Annotated in this window: 14 protein-coding genes; 7 read left to right on the forward strand and 7 right to left on the reverse strand. The window is 63.3% G+C overall.

Going from position 1 to position 14,635, the window contains the following annotated elements; translation table 11 throughout:
• Positions 1-68 precede the first annotated feature (68 nt).
• From NGM99_RS08640 to lgt, 4 genes are all read right to left on the reverse strand, one after another.
• Positions 69-1,220: a M24 family metallopeptidase gene (locus tag NGM99_RS08640; RefSeq protein ID WP_252818029.1), complete on the reverse strand. Its 1,152-nt coding sequence runs from the start codon at positions 1,218-1,220 to the stop codon at positions 69-71.
• Positions 1,220-2,011, reverse strand: coding sequence for a peptidoglycan editing factor PgeF (gene pgeF, locus NGM99_RS08645; RefSeq protein ID WP_252818031.1), 792 nt, complete (start codon positions 2,009-2,011; stop codon positions 1,220-1,222). Before pgeF ends, NGM99_RS08640 begins: the two co-directional genes overlap by 1 nt.
• A gap of 80 nt (positions 2,012-2,091) precedes the next feature.
• The gene (locus NGM99_RS08650) at positions 2,092-3,177 is read right to left on the reverse strand and encodes a class I SAM-dependent methyltransferase (protein ID WP_252818032.1); all 1,086 of its coding nucleotides are present in this window, start codon (positions 3,175-3,177) and stop codon (positions 2,092-2,094) included.
• Complete coding sequence (lgt, locus tag NGM99_RS08655) at positions 3,174-4,040, reverse strand: prolipoprotein diacylglyceryl transferase (RefSeq protein WP_252818034.1); 867 nt, start codon at positions 4,038-4,040, stop codon at positions 3,174-3,176. Before lgt ends, NGM99_RS08650 begins: the two co-directional genes overlap by 4 nt.
• A gap of 140 nt (positions 4,041-4,180) precedes the next feature.
• Between lgt and NGM99_RS08660 the strand changes: the two genes are divergently transcribed.
• The 3 genes from NGM99_RS08660 to NGM99_RS08670 all read left to right on the forward strand — a co-directional run bounded on the left by NGM99_RS08660 (position 4,181) and on the right by NGM99_RS08670 (position 5,624).
• The gene (locus NGM99_RS08660) at positions 4,181-4,486 is read left to right on the forward strand and encodes an accessory factor UbiK family protein (protein ID WP_252818035.1); all 306 of its coding nucleotides are present in this window, start codon (positions 4,181-4,183) and stop codon (positions 4,484-4,486) included.
• A 278-nt stretch (positions 4,487-4,764) separates the two neighbouring features.
• Positions 4,765-5,265, forward strand: a complete 501-nt coding sequence (locus NGM99_RS08665) for a type III secretion system chaperone family protein (protein WP_252818037.1) — start codon at positions 4,765-4,767, stop codon at positions 5,263-5,265.
• The gene (locus NGM99_RS08670) at positions 5,262-5,624 is read left to right on the forward strand and encodes a tRNA-binding protein (RefSeq protein ID WP_252818454.1); all 363 of its coding nucleotides are present in this window, start codon (positions 5,262-5,264) and stop codon (positions 5,622-5,624) included. The genes NGM99_RS08665 and NGM99_RS08670 overlap by 4 nt, the downstream gene beginning before the upstream one ends.
• A 58-nt stretch (positions 5,625-5,682) precedes the next feature.
• Here the strand turns inward: NGM99_RS08670 and NGM99_RS08675 are convergent, their stop codons facing one another.
• The 3 genes from NGM99_RS08675 to NGM99_RS08685 all read right to left on the reverse strand — a co-directional run bounded on the left by NGM99_RS08675 (position 5,683) and on the right by NGM99_RS08685 (position 8,423).
• Positions 5,683-7,092 (reverse strand): ATP-binding protein, encoded by a 1,410-nt coding sequence (locus tag NGM99_RS08675; protein WP_289852407.1) that lies wholly within the window; start codon positions 7,090-7,092, stop codon positions 5,683-5,685.
• 76 nt (positions 7,093-7,168) lie between these two features.
• Positions 7,169-7,888: a response regulator gene (locus NGM99_RS08680; RefSeq protein WP_252818039.1), complete on the reverse strand. Its 720-nt coding sequence runs from the start codon at positions 7,886-7,888 to the stop codon at positions 7,169-7,171.
• Entirely contained in the window at positions 7,875-8,423 is a 549-nt protein-coding gene (locus NGM99_RS08685; protein ID WP_252818041.1) for a MarR family winged helix-turn-helix transcriptional regulator, read from the reverse strand. The genes NGM99_RS08680 and NGM99_RS08685 overlap by 14 nt, the downstream gene beginning before the upstream one ends.
• A 245-nt stretch (positions 8,424-8,668) precedes the next feature.
• Between NGM99_RS08685 and NGM99_RS08690 the strand changes: the two genes are divergently transcribed.
• From NGM99_RS08690 to uvrB, 4 genes are all read left to right on the forward strand, one after another.
• Positions 8,669-9,562, forward strand: coding sequence for a branched-chain amino acid aminotransferase (locus NGM99_RS08690; RefSeq protein ID WP_252818042.1), 894 nt, complete (start codon positions 8,669-8,671; stop codon positions 9,560-9,562).
• A complete protein-coding gene (locus NGM99_RS08695) occupies positions 9,562-10,203 on the forward strand; it encodes an MBL fold metallo-hydrolase (protein WP_252818044.1) in 642 nt (213 codons plus the stop codon). The genes NGM99_RS08690 and NGM99_RS08695 overlap by 1 nt, the downstream gene beginning before the upstream one ends.
• A gap of 90 nt (positions 10,204-10,293) precedes the next feature.
• On the forward strand, positions 10,294-11,511 hold the full coding sequence (locus NGM99_RS08700) for a mandelate racemase/muconate lactonizing enzyme family protein (protein ID WP_252818046.1): 1,218 nt from the start codon (positions 10,294-10,296) through the stop codon (positions 11,509-11,511).
• Positions 11,512-11,661: 150 nt separating this feature from the next.
• The gene (gene uvrB / locus NGM99_RS08705) at positions 11,662-14,580 is read left to right on the forward strand and encodes an excinuclease ABC subunit UvrB (RefSeq protein WP_289852408.1); all 2,919 of its coding nucleotides are present in this window, start codon (positions 11,662-11,664) and stop codon (positions 14,578-14,580) included.
• Positions 14,581-14,635 lie beyond the last annotated feature (55 nt).

The raw sequence follows: 14,635 nt of genomic DNA on the forward strand, positions 1-14,635 counted from the left end.
AAAAGGGTAAAGGCGGGTGAGGTGGTTGAGCCACGGTTCGTGGACCAACCTTTCCCTCACCTCAACGCTTACCGGATGATCAGATCCAGCCCATGCCGTGACAGCGACTGTGGCGCTCCGTCCGTGGTCAGATAGGTGCGGCCCAAGGTCATCGCCGTGTCGGATTCCGAATCCATGATGATCATATGCGCGAACAAGGTCATGTTCGGCGCGATGGGCTCGGGATTGCCGCTGTAGAACATCGGCATATCCATCCAGGAGGGCGCGAAGCGCGCGCCTTGCGAATAGCCGCAGGCGTTGAGACGGTGGCGCGTAAGGCCCTTGGCCTCCATGGTCTTGGCATGGGCGTCGAAGACGTCGCCGAAGGTCCTGCCCGGTACCATGGCTTCCTCGACCGCGAGGAGGGCGGCTTGTGCTGCCTCGAACAGTTCCAGATGCCGGTCGCGCGGTTCGCCGATGACGACGGTCCGCATCATGGCCGCATGGTAGTTATGGAAGACGCCAGCCCATTCGAGCGTGAGCTGGTCGTTCTCGCTCAACTGACGACGTCCGGCCTTGGTCCGGCAAAGAAGCGCATCGCTGCCTGAGCCGATGATATAAGGATTGGCCGGATAGTCTCCGCCGCCGCGAAAGACCGCGCCCTGCATGGCGGCGAGGATTTCGCCTTCGTCGCCGCCGGGCTTGATGAGAGGGAGTGCGGCATCGAGCGCGTCATCCGCGAGTTCTGCCGCGCGCCGTGCCTTCTCGATCTCCGCCGGGCTCTTGATGAGGCGCAGGCGGCCGACGATGCCGGATGCGTCCGACACCTCCCCGAAGGACAGCAGCTGCTCGTCGAGCCGCCTCCCGTTCCACGCGGTCAAACCGTGCGTGTCGTATTCCACGCCGATGCGGGCGCCGAGCAGGTCGAGGTCGTTGAGCAGGTTGCGCAGGTCGAGCGCCGGGTTGGCGCTGTCGCGATCGGTCCAGAGCGTGATGTTGTCGATGGTCGAGGTGTGCTTGGCCTGCCGCAAGTCTGCCGAACGGGTCAGCAGCACCATGGTGCCGTCGGACTTCACCACGAGGCACTGGAAGAAGCAGAAGCCGAACGTGTCGTAGCCGGTCAGCCAGTACATGCTTTCCTGTGCGAAGAGCAGGATGGCGTCGAGCTTCTTTTCGCTCATCACCGTCATCAGGCGGTCGCGCCTTGCGTCGAATTCCGCGCGGTCGAAATGGAGCGCCATTATTTGTCCTCCAGCACGATGGCAGAGACCTGCCTGCCGTAATCGGGTTCGCCGCGATGGGTGGTGCGGCGGTAGGAGAAGAAGAGGTCTCCTTCCGCATAAGTGCAGCGGTCGAGCATTTCGGCCTGCGCCACGCCTGCGGCTTGGAGGCGATCGACCGTATAATTGTTGAGATCGAACATGGCGTGTCCCTCATTTTCGGAAGGGACTAGATAGCGCGCATTGGCGGCATCCAAGTCCAGAAGCCTCTCGGCGAATTCCGGCCCGACCTCATAGTTCCGCTGGCTGATCGAGGGACCGAGCACCGCTACGATGCGATCTCTTCGCGCGCCAAGCTCCGCCATAGCTGCGATCGTATTCTCGATCACCCCGCCCGTGGCACCCTTCCAGCCGGCATGGGCGGCCCCGATCACGCCGGCAGTCGCATCGGCAAAAAGGATCGGGCCGCAATCGGCGGTGGAGATGCCGATGGCAAGGCCCGGACGGTTCGTCACGATGGCGTCGGCGCGCGGCTTCTCGCCGGTGAAGGGCGTGGAAACCGTGACGACGTCAGGCGAATGGATCTGATAGGGCGTCAGCAGCTTTTCGGGCGACACACCCATGCTGGTGGCGACGCGAATACGGTTCTCGGAAACCTTCGCTTTATCGTCATCCGAGCCGACGCCAATGTTGAGGCTCTCGTATATGCCACCCGACACGCCGCCTTGGCGGGTGAAATAGCCGTGGCGGATACCGGGCAGCGAATCGAGAAGGGGCGACCGGATGGGTTCCGGTGTCGCGGATGTCGGCATAGGCGGCTTTCGCTTGTTGTCCCTTGCGTATCCCGAACCGGGCACGGCGGCGGCAAAGTGGGCCAGCGGGTGAAGTCTTGTCAATTGCCGCCGGGTGAGGGGCGGGATGGCAAGAGGCTTGGCGAGGCCACGACGAGCACCTTGAAGAGATCGCCCATTTCAGCGGGTGCCGCCAACCGCTCGACCTCCGAGCGAATGCGCTCTCGGCCGGCCTTGTCCGCCTGAGCGCCGAGGCTCCCGGCCCGCTCGAGCAGGCCGAGGCTGAGCAGGAACTCACCTTGGGTCGCGGTCCAGGATTGGAGTCCATGTGCGTGAGCGACGGCGGCAAGAGCGGCGAAATCGACATGGCTGGTGAGATCGGCCTGCCCCGGCTCAGCGAAGACATCGGCGAACTGGTGCGCGCGGACAGCTTGGAGCGTGTCGCCAAATCCAGGCGCGATATGGCCGTAGTCGATGAAAAGCCCGATGCCGCGATGCTCGGCAAAATGAACGGCGAGACGATCCATCGCGGCCTCACGGGCCGGCGCGAATTCGAAGATGGTGCCTTCCGGTTTCTCGTCCGCGCCCGCCGGAAGAATGGCTGCGTCAATCGTGCCGGGGCCTGCGATAAACGCGAGGCGGTCCTGATTGTCTATCCCGACCAGCCGCTCCTGCCACCTGCCGCCCGTCTTCACATATTGGCGGATGGGCAACGCGTCGAAAAACTCGTTGGCGACGACGAGAAGCGGCTCAGAGGGCAGCGCTGCCAGATCGTCGAGCCACGTGATCCGTGCGTTGCCGAGCGTCGCGCGTTGGATCGCACGCAGGCGAGGGCTGGCCTCGATCAGGAAGACCGGCATTCGTTGTGTCCGCGCCGGATCGAGGCGGTGCAGCGTGCGCAATATGTCCTTCATCAGCGTGCCGCGCCCGGGGCCGATCTCGACCAGCGGAAGCGGTTCGTGATGGCCGGCGGCTTCCAGCGCGTTGCGCAGCCAGACGGCGATCAGTTCGCCGAACATCTGACTGACTTCCGGCGCGGTCGTGAAGTCACCGCCGGCGCCGAAGGGCTCACGCGTCGTGTAGTAGCCGTGCTCCGGATCGAGCAAGCAGAGCGCCATGTACTCGGCGATGCTCATCGGCCCATCGGTGAAGATGCGCGCACGAATGCGCGCTTCGAGCGCATTCACGCCGGCTCCTGCGCGGGGCGCGGAGTGAAGGTCACGGGCTTGGCAGACCAGACGCCCCACAGGCCGATCAGCACCATCGGGACCGACAGCACCATGCCCATGGTCAGCCAGCCGCCGAAGAGGTAGCCGAGCTGCGCATCAGGCTCGCGGAAGAACTCTACGAGAATGCGGCTCAAACCATACCCCATGATGAAGACCGCGCCGATATAGCGCGGGGTCTTCAGTTTCAGTCGCGAGTGGGAAAGAAAGCGCAGCACGCAGAACAGCACGAGACCTTCCAGAAGCGCCTCATAGAGTTGGCTCGGATGACGCGTGAACGGCCCGCCCGTCGGAAACTGCATCGCCCATGGCACGTCCGAGATGCGGCCCCATAGTTCGGAATTGATGAAGTTCGCGCATCGTACGAGGCCCAGGCCTATAGGGGTGCCGGCGGACACCACGTCGAGCATCGACCAGGGCAGGATGTCGCGCGAGCGGGCGAACCAGACCATCGCGATGATGGCGCCCAGCATGCCGCCGTGGAACGACATGCCGCCATCCCAGATCGCAAAGGCTTCGAGCGGGTTCGCGGCATACATCGGCAGATTGTAGAACAGGACGTAGCCGAGCCGGCCGCCCAGCACGATGCCGAGCGCCGCCCAGACGATGAAGTCGTCCAAATCCTCCGGCTTCATGGGCGGCACGCCGTCGTTCCACAGGCGGGGATTGGTGACGAGACGGCGCCCGTACCACCAGCCGAACAGGATACCGACGACATAGCCCAGCCCATACCAGTGCACCGCGATCGGTCCGATCTGGAAGGCGATCGGGCTGATGTTCGGGAAAGGCAGCGCGAGCGCTGGCAGCGAAAGTGGGAGAAGCAAAGGCAAGGTCCTCGGGCGAAGCGCGGCGGACCATGGCGAAGCGCTTCCGGGCGGTCAAGGCAAGGCGCTCGTGGAATTGCTTGCCAAGCGCGCGGGCAGTTCCTACGTCCTCACTCGACGCATCCAAGTGAGGACCACCCATGACCGCCAGCTCGAACCGCATTCTGGACGATTTCGCCAAGCTCTTCACCGACGCGGCCGGGGCCGCGCAAGGTGTGCGCCGCGAGGTCGAAACGGCCTTCCGCGCGCAGGCCGAAAAGCTTCTCAACTCCATGGATGTCGTGCAGCGCGAGGAGTTCGAAGCGGTGCGCGACATGGCCGCCAAAGCGCGCGCCGAGAACGAGACCCTGAAGGCGCGGATCGCAGCTCTTGAGACCAAGCTCGGCGGCGACACAGGCACTTCCGCTGGTTCTCCGTTCGGTGGGAACACTCAGGGAGAAATCTAGGGAATCGTTGAAGGAATCGGCCTCCACTTGTCCACAGGCCGACCGGGGCGAATTTCCGTTTGCGCTGAATCGTTTAACGGAATCGCCTGAATCAATTCGGCAAGCGAAGTCGGCGTTTTCCCAAGCCGACTTTGAAAAGGGGCTTTCTTCCGGACTCGCCATCAATAGACTGAAAACGTTGCATGATTCGGCAGGGTGTCGAAGCGGGATGCGGTGTTCGGAGCTTTGCTCCCGACTCGCAGCCCTTGCCGGTTGCAACCTGTTGGCGGGATGAGAGAATGAATTTAGAGGCAATCGAAGGGGCGAGAGAGCAGCATCCGGTCGACATGATCGAGCGGGTCGCCAGCCATAACTCGTGGTCGTTCGAGCGCACCGGCGACGACGAGTTGTCGGTCGTCGTCACCGGCGGCTGGTCTGACTATCACGTCTCGTTTTCCTGGATGGAAGATTTCGAGGCGCTGCACCTCTCCTGCGCCTTCATCATCGACGTGCCCGAGCATCGCGCGCTCGAAGTGATCCGCCTGATGGCGCATGTGAACGAGCAGATGCTGTTCGGCCATTTCGACCTCTGGAGCCAGGAAGGCTCGATCATTTTCCGCCAGTCGCTTCTGCTCGCTGGCGGTGCGGAGCCCACGCCGCGCCAGGTCGAGATGCTGCTGTCCTCCGCGCTCGACGCCTGCGAGTGCTATGTGCAGGCTTTCCGTTTTGTAGCCTCCTCGATGATGAGCGCGCGCGAAGCACTGGCCGGTGTGCTGTTCGAGACCGTCGGCAGCGCCTGAGCATGAGTGGAGACGAGCGGAAGCCGGAAATCACGTTTGCCGATTTCGACCGCGTGGACATTCGCGCGGGCACGATCATTGAGGCCGAGCCGTTCCCCGAAGCACGCAAGCCGGCGATCAAGATCAAGGTCGATTTCGGTCCTGCGATCGGCGTTAAAAAATCCTCCGCGCAGATCACGAAATACTACAAGCCGAACGACTTGATCGGGCGGCAGGTGTTCGCTGTCGTGAATTTCCCGCCGCGCCAGATCGGACCATTCATGTCCGAAGTGCTGACGCTCGGTTTTCCGGACGACGAGGGCGCGGTCGTGCTCGGCGCGATCGAGCGCAAGGTGCCGGACGGCGGTCGGCTTTTCTGAGGGATTTATCCTTTCACCGGAGAATCCTGTGTCGCGCCTAAACGCCTGATTTTGCTCGTCAGGCCGGCAGGCGGATGATGGCCCGGAGGCCACCGAGCGGGCTGTCTTCCAGCCTTATGTCGCCGCCGTGGCTGCGCGCGATGTCGCGGGCGATGGAGAGGCCGAGGCCCGTCCCACTCGAATCCTGATTGCGTGCCTCGTCCAACCTCACGAAGGGTTTGAACACGTCCTCACGGCGGTCGGAGGGCACGCCGGGACCGTCATCGTCCACGGTGACGGTCAGGAAATTCGCCGTGTGCGCCGCTTCGACATTCACGGTCTTCGCATAGCGGAAGGCGTTGCCGGTGACATTGTTCAGGAGGCGGCCGAAGGCGTTGGGGCGGACATGGACAATCGGGTCGCCGCGCAAGCTCGTCATGACTTTGCGCTCACGTAGCTCGGCCTCGTCCTCGATGCGCGCAAGCCATTCCTCCATGTCGAACTCGCCATGCGCCTCGCGCGTCTCGCCCTTGGCGAAATCCATGTAGCCCTGAAGCATGGACTGCATGTCGTCCACATCGCGGTTCAGCGCATCGGTATCCACGAAGTCGCGGCCCATGGCGAGTTGAAGCCGGAAGCGGGTCAGGATCGTGCGCAGGTCGTGGCTGACGCCCGTCAGCATCGCCGTTCGTTGCTCCATCTGGCGTTCGATGCGCTCGCGCATCTGGTTGAACGCGAAGCCCGCGCGCCGCACCTCGGCCGCGCCACGCGGGCGGAAATCGTTGGGCGTGGGACGGCCCTTGCCGAAGCTTTCGGCCGCAGCTGCCAGTTGCGAGATCGGCTTCACCTGGTTGCGCAGAAATGCGATGGCAATGGACAATAGCACGATCGCGGTTCCCACCATCCAGACCAACGTAATGTGACTGTTCGAGGCATATGTCTGCGAGCGTCGCGTGAAGATGCGCAGTGCCTCATCGCCGAGCTTCACGCGGATCTCGACCATGCCGTCGTTACGGGTCGTGTCCAGCCAGAACTGATGATCCTTCAGCCTGTCCGAAAGCTGGTCAGACAGCATCTGATCGAGGATCGAGAAAAGCGGGGGCGTCTGCGGCGCGGGCAGTGCCGCGTTGCCTACCACATCGACACGCAGCGATAGCTGCTCGTTCGCCATGCGGATGGTGTTCGCGTAGCCCTCGGGCGTCGGGTATGTTTCAAGGAGATCGACCACGGCCGACACGTCCCGCGCGGTCGCGGCCGAAAGCCGTTCTGTGACAAGCTGCCAGTGGCGTTCCATGAAGACGAAGGCGACCACCGATTGCAGGACGATCATCGGCGTGATGACGATCAGAAGCGAACGGCCGTAGAGACCCTTCGGCAGGTAATAGGCCACAAGCCGCCAGAAGCGCTTCCAGCTGGTTTTGATCTGGCGCCAGCCATCTCGGCTCTTGGCCAACAGGCCTTGGCCGTCCGGGGCCTCGAATGCCGTCATCGGAGTGCTTCCATGGTCGGCCCTCATGTGACCCTGCGAGGACACAGTTTCAAACGAAGGCTCCGTGACCGGCAGTTTACTCGACGCTGAGGCGATAGCCTATCCCACGCACGGTCTGAAGCCAGACGGGGTTCGCCGGGTCGCGCTCGATCTTTCGGCGCAGGCGGTTGATCTGCACGTCGATGGTGCGCTCGCCGACATCGCCGTCGCCGCCGACCAGCTCGTGACGCGGGATCGTTTCGCCCGCGCGTTCGGCGAAGATGGCCATGATCTCCTGCTCCCGGTCGGTCAGGCGCAAAGGCTCACCGCTCTTTTTCAGCTCACGCCGCGCGATCTGGAACGTGTAGGGGCCGAACACGATCTGCTCGACCTTGGGCGTCGAGGGTGTGCCGCCGCGGCGAATGATGTTGGAAATGCGCAGGATCAGTTCGCGCGGGTCGAAGGGCTTCGGCATGTAATCGTCCGCGCCCGCTTCGAGCCCCGAAATGCGGCTGTCGGTTTCAGACAAGGCCGTGAGCATCAGGATCGGTACGTTCTTGGTGGCGCGCAGCGACTTGGTGAGTTCGACACCCGTTTCTCCCGGCATCATCACGTCGAGCACGAGCAGGTCGAAATCGATGCCCTCGAGCTTGCGCCGCGCTTCGGCGGCCGTGCCTGCCACCGACACGCGAAAGCCGTTCGCGCCGAGATACTGCTTCAGAAGCGTGCGGATACGGGTGTCGTCATCCACCACCAGAAGATGCGGCGCGTCGTCGTTTGGCACGCCGGGCCGCGTGATTGCTTCACTCGCTTCCATGCTGGCCATCCTCCGCTACTGCAACGCCGCGCAGCGCATCGGGCGAGAGACCGACGCGGCTGCGCCAGGGCTCATCTACCATGTTTCGCAGGAAATGCTCGACCGCCTTGCGTTCGCCCGGTGCAAGCCCGTCGAGCGCTGCGGCGATGCGCTCGGACTGCGGCTGCGCCAGCGTCAGCGCCAGCGTCCGACCCTTGTGCGTGGGATAGAGTTCGCGCTGTCGTCGGTCGCGCGGGCCCTGCACCTGTACCACATGGCCGGTGTCGATCAGCTGCTTCAACACGCGCGCAAGGCTCTGTTTCGTGATCTTGAGCACTTCCAGCAATTCCGCAACAGTGAGACCCGGTACGCGATTGACGAAGTGCAGCACGCGGTGATGCGCACGACCGAAGGTGTAGGTGTCGAGCATCTGGTCGGGATCGGAGGTGAAATCGCGATAGGCGAAGAAAAGCAGTTCGATCAGCGCGAAGTCCAGATGCGCCTCGCCGTCGAGCGGTTCGCGAATGGGAGAGGGGACCGCTGCTGACTTCGGCATCGAATGCGTGGCTCCAAATTACGTCAGTAGTGTTGACATAATTCCAGTGATGGGTAATTTTCAACAAGCGTCTAGGCGATCCGCGAACGATTACGCAATTTACTGGCCTGCGCGGTGATGTTTTCCTTCACCGATCGTTCGAGCCGCCTCGCTCGCGCCGTTTTCACGGCAAGCATGATCGAACCAGTTTTCAAACGACGAGGCGCAAAGCTCAAGGGCTTGCGCCCACGGGAGGCGATTTCGCCATGGCTTCTGTTCCTTTCGACCAACTCGACGGCTTCATCTGGATGAACGGCGAATTCCTGCCGTGGCAGGACGCGAAGGTACACGTGCTGACGCACGGCCTGCACTATGCAAGTTCGGTATTCGAGGGTGAACGTGCCTATGGCGGCGAGATCTTCAAGCTGACGGAGCACACGGAGCGCCTGCACGCGTCGGCGAAGATACTCGGTTTCACCATTCCCTATTCGGTCGAGGAGATCGACGAGGCCTGCCGCACGCTCTTGCGCAAGCAGGGCTTCTCGGACGCCTATGTGCGCCCCGTCGCGTGGCGTGGTTCGGAACAGATGGGCGTCTCGGCGCAGAACAATCGCATCAATCTCGCGATCGCGATCTGGCAGTGGCCGAGCTATTTCGACCCCGCGCAGAAGCTGAAGGGCATCCGGCTCGACATCGCCGACTATCGCCGTCCCGATCCGAAGACTGCGCCGTCCAAGTCCAAGGCGGCCGGCCTCTACATGATCTGCACCATTTCCAAGCATGCGGCGGAAGCCAAGGGCTATGCCGATGCCCTGATGCTCGACTGGAAGGGTGATGTGGCCGAAGCCACAGGCGCCAACATCTTCTTCGTGAAGGACGGCAAGCTGCACACGCCGGATGCCACCAACTTCCTGGATGGCATCACGCGGCGCACGGTGATCGACTTGGCCAAACGGCGCGGCATCGACGTGATCGAGCGCGCGATCAAGCCTGAGGAGATGGAAGGATTCGAGCAGTGCTTCCTGACGGGCACGGCAGCCGAAGTGACGCCGGTGGCCGAGATCGGGCCATACCGCTTCACGGTCGGTGAGATCACCAAGACCTTGATGGACGACTACACGGCCGAGGTTCACCCCGCCCACGCGATCGCCGCCGAATAATGGGCCAGATCAACGGGCGCATCGTTCCGGTCACGCCATTCGGGCAGAACTGCGCGATCCTGTTCGACGACGAGACGCGCGAGGCCGTGGTGGTCGATCCGGGTGGGGATGTGCCGGACATCCTCGCGGCGATTCAAGCCGACAAGCTCGTTGTCAGGGCGATCTGGTTGACCCATGGCCATATCGACCATGCCGGCGGCGCGATGGACCTCAAGGACGCGCTGGGCGTGGACATCATCGGCCCGCACGAGGCGGACAAGCCGCTGCTTGGACGGTTGGCTGAGCAGGCCAAGATGTTCGGGCTCGAAGGGGCCGTGCGCAACGCCGAGCCGGACCGCTTCCTGGTCGAGGGTGATACGGTCAGCATCGGCTCGCATGTTTTCGAGGTGCTGCACTGTCCCGGCCACGCGCCGGGGCATGTGTTGTTCTTCAACCGCGCCATGCGTTTCGCCCATGTCGGCGACGTGTTGTTCCGTGGCTCGATCGGTCGGACCGATCTCTATGGCGGCGACCATGCGGCGCTCATCCGCTCGATCAAGGAAAAGCTCCTGCCGCTTGGCGACGATGTCGGCTTTATTTGCGGGCATGGCCCCGGCGGACGCTTCGGGGAAGAGCGGTTGACCAACCCGTTCCTCGCCTGAGGTTTTCTTGCCCGACAGGGCAGGTCGCCATTCTGGCAATCCACGCAGCATCCTCCATGCTAGCCCTGAGGGCTCGGCATGGAGGGACGCATGAAAATTACCGACGTGAAGACTTGGGTGGTGGGCAATCCACCCCCCGGCATCGGCGGGCGCTACTTCATCTTCGTGAAGCTCACCACGGATGGTGGCGTCCATGGCTATGGCGAGGCCTATAGCGCCACCTTCGGCCCGCATCTGACGGCCAGAATGATCGAGGACGTCGCCGAGCGATACCTCGTCGGTCAGGATCCGCACGACATCGAAAGCTTTTTCCGCCGCGCCTATTCCTCGGGGTTCTCACAGCGGCCGGACATCTCGATGATGGGTTGCGTTTCCGCACTCGAGATCGCCTGCTGGGACATCATCGGCAAGGAAGCGAACAAGCCGGTCTACAAGCTGCTCGGCGGACAGGTGCATCAGCGGCTGCGCTCGTACACCTATCTTTATCCGCATACCGGCAGTGCCGTGCCGGCCGAAGCCGACAACCCGGATCGCAACGTCTACAACGATCCCGATCTCGCGGCACAATGCGCGGCAGAATATGTCGAGCAGGGCTTCAATGCCGTGAAACTCGATCCGGCCGGGCCCTATACGGCCTTCGACGGCCACCAGCCGCGCTTGGTCGATATCGACCTTTCCGCGCGCATGGTGAGGGCCATCCGCGAGGCGGTGGGCACCGAGGCCGACATCCTGTTCGGCACGCATGGTCAGTTCACCGCATCCGGCGCTCTACGCATGGCACGTGCCATCGAACCCTACGATCCTCTCTGGTTCGAGGAGCCTGTGCCGCCGGACATGCCGGAGGTGATGGCGCAGGTCGCGCGCGGCACGTCCATCCCCATTGCGACGGGCGAGCGATTGACCACGAAATGGGAATTCGCGCGGGTGATCGAAAACCGCGCCGCGACGATCCTGCAGCCTGATCTTGGGCGCTCGGGCGGCATTCTCGAAACCAAGAAGATCGCGGCGATGGCCGAGGCCTACCACATCCAGATCGCCCCGCACTGCTACTGCGGACCGATCGTGGGCGCTGCGAACATTCAATTGGCAGCGACGCTGCCGAATTTCCTGATCCTGGAATCGCTCAAGCAGTGGGATGGATTTCACGAGACGTTGTTGCGGAGAAAGATCCAGTGGGAGGACGGATGGGTCATCCCATCGAGTGAGCCGGGGCTTGGGGTGGAACTGGACGAGGCGGTGTGTGAGGCGCATCCCTATGAAGGGACGCGGTTACATCTGGAGATGGCGGGGGAGGCGTTGTTTCCGTGATGGGGTGGTGGGTGACCTCAGCGATAAATACCACCGAGCCCGAACCCTTTCATCTCCTGACACCCCGCTGTCAGTATGCTCCTACCACCCAACGCAACGTGTTCACCTTCCGGTCTTTTCCTTTGCCCGCTGAAACCCCATATTCGGGCCATGTCCGACACGACCAAGACCTCTGGCGCGAAAGCGAAGAAGCCAGCCGCGCATAATCGTCGATCCGGCCCCGTGACCGCTTATCTAGACGCGTCCGAGCCGCTTGAGCGTCCGGGGTTCGGTGAAGCCCCGCAGGCGGAGTTCACAGGCTCGCCTCTGACCGGGCCGGTGTCCGATTGGGCCGCCGCTATCGAGCGCGAAGCGGAAGCCGAGGCGATGAAGCCCGCCAAGCAGGCCAAGCGCGTGCCGTCTCGTTCCGAGGCGCCGACCCGTTCGGCGCGCGGCACGTCGATGGGCGGCGCGGCCGCATCCCCGCGCGAGCGCGCGGCGGCGGGGCTGAAGCCGGTTGCCGGCATGGATGTGACGGTCGAGGAGGCCGAGGCCCTGTCGCCATCCGGGGTGACGGCCACGGTCGCAGCCCTTTCCGCGCTGATCGAGAGCGGCAATCCGCTGCACAAGAACGGCAAGATCTGGACGCCGCACCGGCCGGCGCGACCGGAGAAGTCGGAAGGCGGCATCGAGCTCGTCATGAAGTCGGATTACAAGCCGGCTGGCGACCAGCCGACAGCGATCCGCGAACTCGCCGGAGGCGTCCGCAATGCGGAACGTACGCAGACGCTGCTCGGCGTCACGGGTTCGGGCAAGACCTTCACGATGGCCAAGGTGATCGAGGAAACCCAGCGCCCGGCACTGATCCTCGCGCCGAACAAGACGCTGGCCGCTCAGCTCTACGGCGAGTTCAGGCAGTTCTTTCCCGACAACGCCGTCGAGTATTTCGTTTCCTATTACGACTACTACCAGCCCGAGGCCTATGTGCCGCGGACGGACACCTATATCGAGAAGGAGTCCACCATCAACGAGCAGATCGACCGGATGCGCCACTCGGCGACCCGCTCGCTGCTCGAACGCGACGATGTGGTGATCGTCGCTTCGGTCTCCTGCATCTACGGTATCGGTTCGGTCGAGACCTATACGGCCATGACCTTCGGCATGCAGGTGGGCGATCGGCTCGACCAGCGCCAGCTGCTCGCCGACTTGGTGGCCCAGCAGTACAAGCGCCGCGAGGCCGATTTCGTGCGCGGTTCGTTTCGCGTGCGCGGTGACACGATCGAGATTTTCCCTGCCCACTTGGAAGACCGCGCCTGGCGCATTTCCATGTGGGGCGACGAGATCGAGTCGATCTCGGAATTCGATCCGCTGACCGGCCATAAGACTGGGGACCTGAAGTCCGTCAAGATCTACGCCAATTCGCACTATGTGACGCCGCGCCCGACGCTCAACCAGGCGATCAAGTCGATCAAGGAAGAGCTGGTCGGACGCTTGGCCGAACTCGAGCGGGCAGGGCGCCTGCTCGAAGCGCAGCGGCTGGAGCAGCGCACGCGCTTCGATCTCGAAATGCTGGAAGCTACCGGCTCCTGTCAGGGCATCGAGAACTATTCGCGCTACCTGACCGGACGGCAGCCCGGCGATCCGCCGCCGACCTTGTTCGAGTATATCCCCGACAACGCGCTGGTCTTCATCGACGAGAGCCATGTTACCGTGCCGCAGATCGGCGGCATGTATCGCGGTGACTTCAGGCGTAAGGCGACGCTGGCCGAATACGGCTTCCGCCTGCCGTCCTGCATGGACAATCGTCCGCTGCGCTTCGAGGAATGGGACGCGATGCGCCCGCTCACCGTTGCGGTGTCGGCCACGCCCGGCGGTTGGGAGCTCAACGAATCCGGTGGCGTCTTCGCCGAGCAAGTGATCCGTCCCACCGGCCTGATCGACCCGCCGGTTGAGGTGCGCCCGGTGCGTGCGCAGGTGGACGATGTGCTGGACGAGATCCGTGCAACCTCGAAGCGCGGCTACCGCACGCTCTGCACCGTGCTGACCAAGCGAATGGCGGAAGACCTAACTGAATACTTGCACGAGCAGGGCGTTCGCGTGCGCTACATGCATTCCGACATCGACACGCTCGAGCGCATCGAGATCATCCGCGATCTGCGTTTGGGCACCTTCGACGTGCTGGTGGGCATCAACCTGCTGCGCGAGGGTCTGGACATCCCCGAATGCGGTCTGGTGGCGATCCTCGATGCGGACAAGGAAGGTTTCCTGCGCTCGGAAACCTCGCTGATCCAGACCATCGGCCGCGCGGCGCGTAACGTGGACGGCAAGGTTATCCTCTACGCCGACAAGATCACGGGCTCGATGGAGCGCGCGATGGCGGAAACGCAGCGCCGCCGCGAAAAACAGATGGCTTACAACGCCGAACACGGCATCACGCCGGAATCGGTGAAGTCGCGCATCGCCGACATTCTCGACTCGGTTTACGAGCGCGACCACGTCCGTGCCGACATCTCGGGCTTCGCCGACCAGGGCGCGATGATGGGCAACAATCTCAAGGCCCATCTCGACCACCTCGAACGCGAAATGCGCGATGCGGCCGCCGATCTCGATTTCGAGAAGGCCGCGCGTGTCCGCGACGAGATCAAGCGGCTGCGCGAAACCGAGCTGGCGATCGCCGACGATCCGATGGCGCGCGAGGTGGAAACCGAAAGCCCGGTCTCAGGCCGCGAGAAGGGCAAACACAACAAGGGCCGCGCCCGTCATCGCACCGAAGGAGAAGAGCCACGCCGCTCGCTCTTCGCGAAGCCTTCCATCGACGACATGGGACCGGGGACCGACCTCGAACGTCCTGCGGTTGGCGAGGACACCTCGCTCTTCCGCAAAAACTCGCTGGACGAGATGACCGTGCGCCGCACGGAAAAGCCGGTAGAGGGGGCGAAGCCGGCGAAGATTACGCGCGAGAAGCAGGAAGAGCTGGAGGCCAAGGCGGTCAAGCGCGAGCGCGCGGGGCGGGGGTCCTATGAGGATCCTGCCGAAGTGCGGCAGCAGAAGAAGCGCCGGAAATCGAAGACAGGACGACCGGGACAGTAAGCGGAACCTGCCCCGATCCCTCCCGTTTTACTTGCCGAATGCAATAAACTGAGGG

Origin of the sequence: Mesorhizobium liriopis (genome assembly GCF_024053505.1) — a bacterium.
Taxonomy (GTDB): Bacteria; Pseudomonadota; Alphaproteobacteria; order Rhizobiales; family Rhizobiaceae; genus Mesorhizobium_B; species Mesorhizobium_B liriopis.

Bases quoted from the DNA above. Each gene is read 5' to 3' on its own strand.
- NGM99_RS08640 (WP_252818029.1), bottom strand. From the start codon at position 1,220: ATGGCGCTCCATTTCGACCGCGCGGAATTCGACGCAAGGCGCGACCGC.
- pgeF (WP_252818031.1), bottom strand. From the start codon at position 2,011: ATGCCGACATCCGCGACACCGGAACCCATCCGGTCGCCCCTTCTCGAT.
- NGM99_RS08660 (WP_252818035.1), top strand. From the start codon at position 4,181: ATGACCGCCAGCTCGAACCGCATTCTGGACGATTTCGCCAAGCTCTTC.
- NGM99_RS08665 (WP_252818037.1), top strand. From the start codon at position 4,765: ATGAATTTAGAGGCAATCGAAGGGGCGAGAGAGCAGCATCCGGTCGAC.
- NGM99_RS08675 (WP_289852407.1), bottom strand. From the start codon at position 7,092: ATGACGGCATTCGAGGCCCCGGACGGCCAAGGCCTGTTGGCCAAGAGC.
- NGM99_RS08680 (WP_252818039.1), bottom strand. From the start codon at position 7,888: ATGGAAGCGAGTGAAGCAATCACGCGGCCCGGCGTGCCAAACGACGAC.
- NGM99_RS08685 (WP_252818041.1), bottom strand. From the start codon at position 8,423: ATGCCGAAGTCAGCAGCGGTCCCCTCTCCCATTCGCGAACCGCTCGAC.
- NGM99_RS08690 (WP_252818042.1), top strand. From the start codon at position 8,669: ATGGCTTCTGTTCCTTTCGACCAACTCGACGGCTTCATCTGGATGAAC.
- NGM99_RS08695 (WP_252818044.1), top strand. From the start codon at position 9,562: ATGGGCCAGATCAACGGGCGCATCGTTCCGGTCACGCCATTCGGGCAG.
- NGM99_RS08700 (WP_252818046.1), top strand. From the start codon at position 10,294: ATGAAAATTACCGACGTGAAGACTTGGGTGGTGGGCAATCCACCCCCC.
- uvrB (WP_289852408.1), top strand. From the start codon at position 11,662: ATGTCCGACACGACCAAGACCTCTGGCGCGAAAGCGAAGAAGCCAGCC.